This is a genomic window from Thalassolituus sp. UBA2009 (assembly GCF_002335285.1).
Lineage (GTDB): Bacteria > Pseudomonadota > Gammaproteobacteria > Pseudomonadales > Oceanobacteraceae > Venatoribacter > Venatoribacter alkanivorans.
Genome location: NZ_DDCJ01000102.1, coordinates 1 through 11,792, shown reverse-complemented (window position 1 = coordinate 11,792; position 11,792 = coordinate 1). Strand labels below are relative to the sequence as shown.

General features: G+C 50.5%; 12 protein-coding genes. 4 read left to right on the top strand and 8 right to left on the bottom strand.

The window, feature by feature from the left end:
- Positions 1-116 precede the first annotated feature (116 nt).
- The 4 genes from B3P58_RS12945 (at position 117) to B3P58_RS12930 (ending at position 4,228) form a co-directional block, all read left to right on the top strand.
- Entirely contained in the window at positions 117-1,232 is a 1,116-nt protein-coding gene (locus B3P58_RS12945; protein WP_145467872.1) for a PilT/PilU family type 4a pilus ATPase, read from the top strand.
- A gap of 420 nt (positions 1,233-1,652) precedes the next feature.
- Positions 1,653-2,660, top strand: coding sequence for an ABC transporter substrate-binding protein (locus B3P58_RS12940; RefSeq protein ID WP_286717987.1), 1,008 nt, complete (start codon positions 1,653-1,655; stop codon positions 2,658-2,660).
- A gap of 1 nt (position 2,661) precedes the next feature.
- Entirely contained in the window at positions 2,662-3,447 is a 786-nt protein-coding gene (locus B3P58_RS12935) for an ABC transporter ATP-binding protein (protein WP_145467876.1), read from the top strand.
- Positions 3,440-4,228: an ABC transporter permease gene (locus B3P58_RS12930; protein WP_225691082.1), complete on the top strand. Its 789-nt coding sequence runs from the start codon at positions 3,440-3,442 to the stop codon at positions 4,226-4,228. The genes B3P58_RS12935 and B3P58_RS12930 overlap by 8 nt, the downstream gene beginning before the upstream one ends.
- Before the next feature lie 64 nt (positions 4,229-4,292).
- On the opposite strand, the gene B3P58_RS12925 is transcribed toward B3P58_RS12930, so the two are convergent.
- The 8 genes from B3P58_RS12925 to B3P58_RS12890 all read right to left on the bottom strand — a co-directional run.
- Complete coding sequence (locus B3P58_RS12925; protein WP_286717983.1) at positions 4,293-7,787, bottom strand: hypothetical protein; 3,495 nt, start codon at positions 7,785-7,787, stop codon at positions 4,293-4,295.
- 275 nt (positions 7,788-8,062) lie between these two features.
- Positions 8,063-8,410: a hypothetical protein gene (locus B3P58_RS12920; RefSeq protein WP_145467882.1), complete on the bottom strand. Its 348-nt coding sequence runs from the start codon at positions 8,408-8,410 to the stop codon at positions 8,063-8,065.
- A 190-nt stretch (positions 8,411-8,600) separates the two neighbouring features.
- On the bottom strand, positions 8,601-9,257 hold the full coding sequence (locus B3P58_RS12915) for a LysE family translocator (protein WP_145467884.1): 657 nt from the start codon (positions 9,255-9,257) through the stop codon (positions 8,601-8,603).
- Between the two features lie 138 nt (positions 9,258-9,395).
- The gene (locus tag B3P58_RS12910; protein ID WP_145467886.1) at positions 9,396-9,953 is read right to left on the bottom strand and encodes a GNAT family N-acetyltransferase; all 558 of its coding nucleotides are present in this window, start codon (positions 9,951-9,953) and stop codon (positions 9,396-9,398) included.
- A 256-nt stretch (positions 9,954-10,209) separates the two neighbouring features.
- On the bottom strand, positions 10,210-10,689 hold the full coding sequence (gene moaE / locus B3P58_RS12905; protein WP_286717979.1) for a molybdopterin synthase catalytic subunit MoaE: 480 nt from the start codon (positions 10,687-10,689) through the stop codon (positions 10,210-10,212).
- Between the two features lie 2 nt (positions 10,690-10,691).
- Entirely contained in the window at positions 10,692-10,940 is a 249-nt protein-coding gene (locus tag B3P58_RS12900) for a MoaD/ThiS family protein (RefSeq protein ID WP_286717977.1), read from the bottom strand.
- A gap of 9 nt (positions 10,941-10,949) precedes the next feature.
- Positions 10,950-11,435: a cyclic pyranopterin monophosphate synthase MoaC gene (gene moaC / locus B3P58_RS12895; protein WP_145467893.1), complete on the bottom strand. Its 486-nt coding sequence runs from the start codon at positions 11,433-11,435 to the stop codon at positions 10,950-10,952.
- Positions 11,436-11,486: 51 nt separating this feature from the next.
- Positions 11,487-11,792: molybdopterin-binding protein (locus B3P58_RS12890; RefSeq protein WP_286717975.1), on the bottom strand; the 306-nt coding region annotated here is incomplete at its 5' end.

Below are 11,792 nucleotides of genomic sequence, written 5' to 3'. Positions count from 1 at the left end.
TACGGTATGCAGACCATGGATCAGTGCCTGCAGAACCTGTTGAACAAAGGTCTGATCAGCCGGGATGTGGCGCGTGAAAAAGCCAAAATCCCGGATAATTTCTGAGGTAACTGAACATGGCGATGGATAAGTTTTTACGCCTGATGGTGGAAAAAGGTGCCTCGGATCTGTTTATTACAGCCGGGGTTCCGCCTTCCATGAAGGTAAACGGTAAAATTATGCCGTTAAGCAAAAACCCGCTCAGTGCCGAGCAAACGCGCGAAGTGGTACTGGGGCTTATGAACAGCAAGCAGCAGGACGAATTTGAGGAGAAAAAAGAACTCAACTTCGCCATTAATGCCAGTGGTATCGGGCGTTTCCGTGCCAGTGCTTTTTATCAGCGTAACGTTTCCGGTATGGTGCTGCGCCGTATCGAAACCCGTATTCCGAGTGTCGATCAGCTCGGCCTGCCGGATATTATTAAAGAAATATCCATGGCCAAGCGCGGTCTGATTCTGTTTGTGGGTGCCACCGGTGCCGGTAAGTCGACCTCGCTGGCGTCGATGATTGGTCACCGTAATAAAAACAGTAAGGGCCATATTCTCAGCATCGAAGACCCGATCGAATTTATTCACCAGCACGATGGCTGCATTATTACCCAGCGTGAAGTGGGCTTAGATACCGAGAGCTTTGATACCGCCCTGAAAAACTGTCTGCGTCAGGCGCCGGATGTGATCATGATTGGTGAGGTGCGTTCTGCCGAAACCATGGAGCACGCCATTACCTTCGCCGAAACCGGACACCTGTGTCTGGCGACCCTGCACGCTAACAATGCTAACCAGGCACTGGAACGTGTGATTCACTTTTTCCCGCCGGACCGTCATAACCAGGTGTGGATGGATTTATCCCTTAACCTGCGCGCTATTGTGGCCCAGCAGTTAATTGCCACACCGGATGGCCGTTCACGCCGCGCGGTGGTGGAGGTTCTGCTGAATACACCACTGGCGTCGGACCTGATCCGTAAAGGTGAAGTGCACGAACTGAAGCCATTAATGGCCAAGTCCAACGAAGCGGGTATGCAGACTTACGACCAGGCGCTGTATGCACTCTACGAGCAGGGCGAAATCACCTATGAAGACGCCATTGCTCACGCCGACTCGCCAAACGATCTGCGTCTGATGATTAAACTCGGCTCCGAAGCCGACGCCGATCATCTGGATGGTGCGACACGTAATCTGCGGCTGCAGGACTGATTTCTCAGCCTGTAGTACGTCATTAATAAAGGCCTCACAGGAGGCCTTTATTTTTTCCGGTAAAGCAGTGCGCTGACAAAGCGGACAATACCTTCTTTTATTCTCCCCGCCATAAAAAGTATCAACAACTCAAACGAGCTGCGAATACTGCGCAGAAATTTGCACCCATATTGAGTCACGACTCAACCTTTATGCACCACAAGCAAGCATAAAGTGTTTTCTCGGCGCTATGGCGAAAGCTTATTTCTCGACAGGCCCTAGGCTCTCCTTTCAGCGACAGGGCGTTTTCTGCGTAAGGCGCAGGCCTACGAAAAATAAATCTGAACTCGGGTACGGTTATTGCTGATAGCGAATAAAACCTGTCCGATTGATCAGAATTTTCTGGAGCGGACAAACGACTTAAAAATCAGGAGAAAATCCATGTTCAAGAAACTGACCAAACCTTTATTGCAGGTTACCGCACTGGCGGCTGCGTTAGGCTGTTCGGCCATGACACTGGCGGCGGATAAAGTAACCTTCCAGCTCGACTGGTTGCCCGGTGGTGATAAAGCACCGGTTTATGTTGGTATTCAGCAGGGATTTTTTGCCGCGGAAGATCTTGAAGTAAAAATTGCCAGTGGTCGTGGCTCAACGGATGCCGTTACCAAAATGGCGACGGGCCAGTCGGACGTTGGTATTGCAGATATCGGCGCCTTAATGGCAGCCAAAGCGCGCGATGGCGTACCAGTATCGGCGGTGCTGTCGTATTTTTCTCAGGCGCCCCATGCTTTTTTCACCCTTGAAGGCAGCTCGATTAAAACCCTTAAAGACGTTGCCGGTAAAAGAATTGCGACCTCTCCGTTTACCTCCTCCAATGCCTTTTTACCGTTGGTATTAAAAGAAAATGGCATGGCCGAAGACAGTGTGACGCTGGTGAAATCGGACCCGGGTGCATTAAGCCCGATGCTGATGACCGGCAATATCGAAGGCATTATCGCCTGGGTCACCAATGTTGCCTTATTCGAGAAACAAGCGGCAGAAGCCGGAAAAACCCTGCGTGTTATTCCCTGGACAGAGGGCGGTCTGGATTTATACAGCTCATCCTTAGTGGCCGCCGATAAATTCCTCAGCGAGCGTCCGGACGTTGCCAAACGCTTTGTTAAAGCCTACGCCAAAGCCGTGCAATTCACCTATGCCCACCCGGATAAAGCCGGTGCCGATATTCACGCCATGGTACCTGAGGTGGATGCTGCGGTTGCCAGTGCACAAATCCGCAGCATTAACGGTCTGGTGTATAACGAAGTAACCAGCAATGACGGTTTTGGTGCCTTAACACCAGAGCGTATGGCGTTAACCTGGAAGTGGGTTTCGCAGGCTAACGATATTGCCTCCGATGCTATGAATCCGGAAATTGCCGTTAACCGTGATTTTATGCCGGAGCAAAACTGATATGAGTAAGGCGTCAGAACGTGCTTTTGTACGCATGGAACAGGTTGGTCATTGTTATGACCCGGCTGCCGGCAATATGGCGGTACAGCAGATTGATCTGGAAATTCATCGCCATGAATTTGTAGCGGTGGTGGGGCCATCCGGCTGCGGTAAATCCACGCTGTTACGTATGGTGGCGGGGCTGCTGATTCCCAGCGCAGGGAAGGTCAGCGTGTTTGATCGTCAGGTGACTGAGCCGCGTGATGATGTCGGCATCGTTTTTCAGAAGCCGACGTTATTACCCTGGCTGACGGTGCGCGACAATGTGCTGTTCCCTCTGAAACATAAATACGGACTTGTAACGGCCGCCGATAAAAACCGCGCCGAAGAATTACTGGCGATGGCCGGTTTATCACAGTTTTCGGCACGCATGCCGGATGAATTATCCGGTGGTATGCAGCAGCGTGTTGGTATTGTGCGCGCGCTGTTATTAAACCCGGATATTTTATTAATGGACGAGCCGTTCTCGGCGCTGGATGCCATGACCCGTGAACAGATCGGTTTTGATCTGCTGAATATCTGGACAGAAAACCCCAAGACCGTTCTCTTTATTACCCACTCAATTTCCGAGGCGGTGCTGCTGGCTGATCGTGTATTAGTGATGAGTCAGCGTCCGGGAACCGTACTGGATTTAATTGATATTGATATTCCGCGGCCGCGCAGCGCCAACACCATTAACACTCCGCAATTTGCTGAACTGACCGCGCGTATCAGAAAACACATTTATGAGCCGGAAGCCCATGCTTAAATCAACGTCTTTTCCTGTCCGCCAGTGGCTGCTGAGTTATGCGGCGGCGCTGTTCTTTATTACCTTTGTACTGTTATGGGAACTGATCTGCCGTTTCGGTAAGGTGCCTGTCTATATCCTGCCGTCGCCGGTATCGATTGTGAATGCTTTCTTCGACGTGGAATTCAGTCGCTGGCTGGAGCATCTGTGGGCAACACTGCGGGTGGCCCTGATGGGGTTTGCACTGTCGATCTGTATCAGTATTCCGCTGGCCATTGCGATGGTTCGTTCGGAAGTATTATCGCGCACTATTTATCCGGCGCTGGTGGTGATTCAGTCGACTCCGGTGGTGGCGGTGGCACCACTGATTATTGTACTGATGGGAACCGGCGATATGTCGCGGGTATTGATTACCTGTCTGATTACCTTTTTCCCGCTGGTGGTTTCGGCGGCAACCGGCATGCTGGAAACACCGGAAGAACTGATTGAGCTGAGTAAATCATTACGGGCTCCGCGTTATCGTGAAACCTGGCAGATCCGCATTCCTTATGCCATTCCGCATATTTTCAGCGGCCTGAAAGTATCCATTACGCTGGCCATTATCGGTGCTGTAGTGGCGGAGTTTGTCGCTGCGGAAAAAGGCCTTGGTTACTTTATTCAGTTCTCAACCTCTTTCTTTAAAATTCCGCAGGCATTTGCCGGATTAATATTCCTTGCGGTGGTCAGTCTGGTGTTATTCAAAAGTGTGCAATGGGCACAGCAGTGGCTGTATCCGTGGAGTATTCCGAAGAATAAACGCTGAATCAGACAGAATGCTGCTGTTATCCAGGGTGATAACAGCAGCACTCCGTTTTGTCTGACCTGCTTCAGCCGATAAAACGCGCAACAATATCGCGTATTTTACGGGCTTTATCTTTGGCAAAAATACTGAGGAAAGAACGGCCATTATTCTGCTCTGCGAGCATTTCCACCAGAGTGGCACGGTTCTCGGTATGCAGGAAGGCGGCACAGGACTTCAGCAGACCGTCATTGGCCAGCGCCATGACATAATGCCGGCAGGCTTCGAACTGACGGTTTTTAACGCAGTACAGCAGGATATGCTCAGGGCGGATATCCAGACGCAGCAACCACAGCAATAAAAAGGCCGCGGCCTGTTCTTCGTAGTCGTCTTCATCGGCCTCCAGCATGTCACTGAAGCTCATCTTGCCCTGCTTAACCTGATCGCTCAGATAGCCCTGAACGATGGTGTCACGTACCAGTTTAAAGCCACGGTAATTGTTATTAAAAAACAGTCGCGCCAGACGGTCGCGCTGTTCTTCATCCAGCAACCAGATAAAGCTGTCGACCCCGGTCATGGTGTACTCAGGAGCTTGCAGTTCCAGACCTTCACCCAGCAGATAATGTTCTGCCAGAGTGGCGGTTTGTTCATAACCGGCATTACCGTTCAGATAATTCAGAACCTGCTGATGCAGCTGCTGCAGGCAGGCTTCGCTGTCCAGTAGTTCATTGGCACGGGCTGAAATCTGAGCACGGTCAATACCGTCTTTAAATAACAATACATTGCCACGGCAATGGTTCAGTTCCGCACTTTGCAGTTCGGGGCCGGCGAATATTTCGTAGTCGTCACCCATATCTTCAACCAGCCAGACGCCGAGCCAGATCATATCACCGGGAACAAAGTCTTCCCGCGTGTGGTAGTCCGCTGCGATACGCAGCGGTTTTTTGCTCAGCACTTTGCTGTCGCAATCCAGTTGGGAGGAACCACTCTCGCTGGCCAGAATACTGTGCCAGTGTTTCAGGCTGAGGCGCAGATTACGTTCCAGTGTGCGGCGGAAGTTTTGTTGCAGCTCGTCATTATTGCTGTAACTGAAGCGCGGATGACGCAGTTCCAGCAGACGATAAAACTGAATTTTATCGGCCTCGTTGATATAGCGCAGTCCGTGTTGCAGCTCCTGCGCCAGCTTACGGCTGCGGCTGCCGAACATCGAGGTGTCGGTATCATCAATGGCGGCATACTGATCAAGCCAGTGAATATATTTTTCCGTGTGGTAAGCAGGCTGGCACTGACTGAGCTGGAAGGCCATTAAATAACCCTGATTAATTCCGGCTTTTTCCAGTGCTTCGTAATGATTGATTTCCTGTAATACATCTGCAAATTCCACATCGTAACTGTCATCGGAAAATGCCTGCGTCACCAGCCGTGTGACCCGTATCGGTGCCAGCGCGACCATCAGTTTCCAGATGCGTTTGGCTGGCACGCTGCAGGGCAGAGGCAGGTGCTGCAACCAGAAGCAGATCAGCAGTATGCGCTGGTAATCATCGTCGTGGTCGTTAAAAAAGTGATAGCCATTCTGGAGTTCGCTGAACTGATTAAACGACAGTGAACTGCGGCGGGTACAATCGTCACGGTGGGCATAACGGTTGATCAGATCGATCATCTGTTGCTGATTTAATACCGGTTGCTGCGCGCAGAAATAATCGCGGAAAAGCTGTACCTGCTCCGCACTCATACCTCGGCCTTCGGGGCAGTAATGGCCACCTTCAATATGAAAGCGCTTCAGTGGCAGGTTTGCGGCTTTTAACCATAAACTATCCTGCTGCAGATATTCAGCCAGAACCGGAATCTGCTCATCGGCAAAATTCTGCTGCCAGTCGTTGTACAGAATAAAAGCCATCAGAGCAAAATGGCCGATTTCGAGATCGCTTTGTGTCGCATCATCTGCCCAACTGGCGGGGTTGGCCAGAGTACGCTCTGAACCAATAAGTTGTTGTGCGCGCTGCAGCAGTGCCTTGCCCAGCCGCTCATCCATATCGCAGAATTCGCCCAGCAGGCTGTGCAATACTTTTTGTTGCAGCGCTTTTTCCTGATCTTCGGCCGGAATGCGGCTGAAACGGCGGAAATATTCGGCAGTGGTTAACAGCTCATCGTCGTCGACCAGAAGCTCGCGCATACTATCGGGGAATTCATCCTGCCCCAGTACGCGGTAAAAAATATCCAGCAGGCGCAGGTATTGCCGGGCGCGCTGTTCTTCACTGTCGGAGGTTAATACATCGGCAAAGTCTTCGGCGTCTTCGTCATCGCTTTGTAATTCGCGGCGTACGCTGTACAGAACGGAAAACAGGTCATCGCAGATGTCTTTGTTGCTGTCGCCAAAAATCAGCTCATCCTGTAAATCACGGTAAAATTCCGGCGCTGATTTTTTGGCCAGTGGTGCAAGTTCGGTGACGGGCAATTGCTGCAGCGCATCCTGCTGGCTGCCATCATATACGTACTGCCACAGTGCTTCGCCCTGAGGCAGAGCGAGAATCAGTGGTTTAACCCTGCGCAGGCCATCCCCCCTGGTTTCTTCCCGCTCCATGGATTCCTGTGAGCGCAGATCACTGGCGGAATAACAGAATAACGGCGTGCTGCTTTGTGCCTGAATTCTGTTCTGCAGATCCAGTGCTTCGTCTTCAAGGCTGGCATGAATAAAAGGCTGCTGGGCAAATTCTGCGCAATCTTCATCATCAAAACGGTCACCATCCATCGGCAACAGCGTCAGATAAAAATCCAGCACCGGGTTATGTGCCTCTTCATTATTATGAATCGACACCATCATTTTGGGCGTGTCGATCAGGCGCTCCTGCAGAGCCTGTTTAAACCACAGATATTCCTGTGGATTGGCACGCAGGTATTCTCCCAGTGGCTGATAGTGGGTATCGATTCCCCACTCATGGCCAAACATCTGATAGCGGAACGGGTCGTTATCGCACCAGATATAGGCACTGATAACCTCGCGACACCAGCCATAGCGATGCACAATATCGGCAAGAAATTTATGATATTCTCCGGCGTGCTCGTCATCCCAGTACGGGATAAAAAACTGAGCCAATAACGGCAGGTTATTCAGATCGCTGCGCGCCAGTAAATACAGGGCTTCGGCACCGAATACGTCCATATCATCGCGCCACATATCGTCCGTATCGTTATTGTCACGGGCATAGGCAACGATACTGCGGGCACAGCGTATAACCTGCTCTTGCAGTTGTGGAAACTGCAGCGCTAACGCAAAGAATATGGGCTCAGAAATATAGACCGGATCATCTTCCGCGATTGACTCATGGGAAGATTCGCTGTAACCATCCGGCGTCAGACTCAGGGCGTCTTTGACATAAGTGCGCAGTGTTTCGTCACGGATATCACTCAGTTGCAGACGGCGCTGGCTATTATTCTCAAGCGCAACAAATTCGATATTAAAAACCTGCTTCCTGAAGGCACTGCCATCTTCCAGATGCTGCTGGTACTGCAACAGCGCAGCAGCAACCGATTCACTGTCGTGTGGATTAAAAGCAATAAGAATAGATTTATCGAACTGATGCATGCGGTTCCCTGTAGTGGCAGCAGTGTCACAAGACACAGGCTGATGCTGTGCTGACTGTGCCTTCTGGTTGTAATGATAGCTTTCTCAAAAGAGAAGGGATAATAGCAGAGGATGACCGCTCAGGGCGTGTGAAGATGATAAAAATAGTAACGGCAGGTAAGGGGGCGGATAGCTGGGGAATGAACGCCGTCGTGACGGCAGTCGTCGTGCTGCCGTAAAAGATTATCTCTGTCTTTAGCTAGTGGCCTGAGCAGCGCTCTGCTCAGGTTCTTACTTCAGGTTGCATTCTTCTGCCGCTGACAGAGGATAAGTATCCCTATTCCGGTGGAGATTGCGCCCAGATAAGTCAGAGTCATGGATATATAACTTTTGACCAGCATAAATTCGGCCAGAGCCTGAGTATCCATAAAAGCTCCGGCCATAGAAATCATAAGATCCAGAGGTAAAAGAGAAAACATGATGACACCGAAGCTCAGAAGATGAGCCGCGCCCCCGCCCAACTGTTTATGAATTTTTATCGTAGCCGCTACAGCAAGGGCCAGCGGTGCAAACAGGATAAACAGAGCTATCAGCGTACCGATGGAGTTGGTTGCACTGGCGAAGAAAGTGTAATTGTCAGACATGGGTATGGTTTTACTTATTTCAGTAGCTTTACCGACTGATATTTTCTGCGGTACTGGAAAATATCAGTTGGGTTTATGAACCGTTGTATAAAGAGAGGGTACACCGAAGGTGAACCCTGGTTCAATAAATTCGGTACCTGATCCTCTGCTGCCAGTTTAACCGGGAAAACTGCAGCAGTCCGTCATGTTGTTACTGTTTAGTCCAAACTGATTTGACAATGCCAAAGCCAATGGCACCTAAAATTGCACCAGTCACTTTGTCGATATAGAACGCCATTCGGGTAAATTTATTGCGTACGTTGTTGTTGGATAATAAATAGATAATAGCCACATCCCATAGAAAAACGATAGCCGTCATCCAGGCGCCAAGAAGAATTTTGAACTTTAAGCTGATCTCTGGTGTAAGCGCAACAGTGAAGAGGCTCAGGTAAAATAACAGATTTTTAGGGTTTAAAATTCCGGACAGAAAACCAGTAATGAATTCTTTTGAAAAGGAAATCAGAGAGAATCTTTCAGTGCCTTCGGATGTGGCTGCCATATTCTGATATGAACTTCTGGGTGCCTTTAATGCATGAAACGCAATGTACATAAGGAAAAGACCGCCAACAACTTTAAGTGCAATCATTATGGAGGTTGAAGCTGAAAGAATTGCTCCTACACCAATAAGGCATAGGCCAATGTAAACGGCATTGGCAGATGCAATCCCAAGTGCAACGCCAATGGCATTTTTACGATTTCCTTTTAAGGCACTTTTTACAACCAACACAAAGTCGGGCCCCGGACTGAGTAGCGCAAGGAAATGGGCGATTGCTACGGTAATGAAGATGCTGATCAAACTAAGTTCCATAGGGTTCTCTTCTTAATAAAAATTGATGAATTTCAGAGGAGTCTAGTACCATGTTGATTCGTGAAGGGCGCTCTGGCCTGAGCCCTTATCAGTTCTGCGATTTTATCCATGCTTATCCTGCGCTATTACGCGATTGGTTTACGGCTTTGGATGGTCACTCTTCAGCCGTCCATACATGGCTGAGTCAGAGACAATACCGTTGACTTCCCAGCGCTGTCTTAACAAACCTTCCCGGGAAAATCCGAGCTTCTCCAGCGTTTTTGCAGATGACTGATTGTCTGGATCGATCTCTGCTTCAATCCGGCGCAGCCCCAATACACTGAATCCGTACTGTATCAGGGCCTCGCCTGCTTCATTAATGTAACCCTTTCCCCAGGCTGCGTGGCCCAAACCAAAACCGATTTCGGCACGTTTGGATTCTGCGTCATAGCTGAATAGCATGCACTTTCCGATCAGCTCACCAGTGGATTGCAGATACACCCCGAGAACCAGCGATTCCTGGCGTTGCATCGAATCATTGCTCGCATTTATAAAGTCCAGAGAATCCTGAAGGGTTTTCCAGGGGGGCGTATTCCAATAGCGCATAACTTCAGGATCGGAGAAAATTTCCAGCAGGCTTTCCGCATCATTAATCACCAAAGGTTTCAGTGATAAGCGTTCGGTTTCAATAACCGGAAAAAATAATCCTTTGGGCATGCACGCCTCCATTTCGTAGGTAACCCTGAAATATCGCTCCCGTTAAAAATCAAGCGCCAGCGAAGGCCGTGCTTTTTAAATACGGTGTGAGCAGCAGTAGCTAGCATCAGAGCAGCTAGCTATGAGAGAAAGATTTAAGCTGGATAACGAGGGTACACTTAAGATGACTTAGTTATCAATAGTTTGTATTAACTGAACACCAGTGCCGGGCTGGCGGGAAGAGCAGGAGAAGCTGGCATAAGATCGCCGGAAACCCTTACTGCCACTTATCCAGCGCCTGTTTGTCTTTATCCAGCGCTTCTACCCAGCGCTCACCCTGGCTGGTAACCTCCTTTTTCCAGAAAGGTGCGCGGTTTTTCAGATAATCCATTATGTAATAGCAGGCATCGAAGGCAGCTTCACGGTGTGAGCTGCTGACTCCCACAAAAACAATCTGATCGGAAATCGCCAGGGTGCCAACGCGGTGTATCAGGCGCACGCGGTTAACGGGCCAGCGGGTACTGGCATCTGCGACGATTTGCTGCAGCGCTTTTTCGGTCATGCCCGGATAGTGCTCCAGCGTCAGGCCGCTCACTTGTGACCCCTGATTCATTTCACGTACCAGTCCGGTAAAGAACACCACGGCGCCGTCGCTGCGGTTATCTTTGCGCAGCTCAGCGTATTCATGGGCAACGTCGAAATCCGCCTGTTGCACTGCAATATAGTGTTGGCTGTTGCTGGCGTTTTCTGTACTCATCGTCAGCCTCCGGTCACCGGCGGGAAAAATGCTACTTCATCACCGCTGTTAATCAGGGTGTCTTCGTCGTTGATCAGTGTCTGATTGATGGCGGCCAGTGCGCGTCCCGCAGCCAGACGTTCTGCCTGCTGTGGAAAATGCTGTATTAACGCAGCGCGCACGGTTGCCAGGCTGGCTGGTAACGGCAGGTCGATATCGCAGTGCGCGCAACCGAGTTGTTCGCGCAGGGCGGCAAAAAATAGAATATTCATAAACAGATTTTATCCTGTGCTGTCGGCCTGCCAGTGGCCGGTTTTTCCGCCCTGTTTTTCCAGCACACGAATGCCTTCGAGTACCATGGCCGGGTCAACGGCTTTGCACATATCAAACAGGGTGAGCGCGGCGACAGATACGGCGGTAAGCGCTTCCATTTCCACGCCGGTCTGGCCGGTGAGTTTGGCCAGACTGGTGATGCGCACCCGGTTGTGCTCCGGTTGTGCTTCAAAATCGACGGCCACTTTACTCAGCATCAGCGGATGGCAGAGCGGAATCAGCTGGCTGGTTTGTTTAGCCGCCTGAATGCCGGCAATACGGGCGACGGAAAACACATCGCCTTTATGATGTTCGCCAGCAAGAATTTTCTGCAGGGTGTCGGCGCTCATGCGCACGTAACCTTCGGCCCGTGCTTCACGCACCGTGGCGGCTTTATTGCTGACATCCACCATGCTGGCTTCGCCGCGCTGATTAATATGGGAAAATTCACTCATAAGCTTTCATTCTTAAATAATCACTCACAATATTGGCGGTATTTATGTGCTTTAACCGCGGCTGCCACAGTGGGCGGTATTTTTTAACTGCGGTACAAAGTTGCATGGACGGTGGCGGCTGTCGAGCTGGGTCTGAATAATATCGTCCCAGGCGGTGCGGCAGGCATTGGTGGAGCCGGGCATGCAGAAGACGATGGTCTGGTTGGCCAGTCCGGCAATGGCACGGCTCTGAATGGTGGAGGTGCCGATCTGGTTGTAGGAAATCTGGCGGAACAGTTCACCAAAACCATCAACGGTTTTATCCAGCAGTGGCGTTACCGCTTCGGGGGTGGAGTCGCAGCTGGTAAAACCGGTACC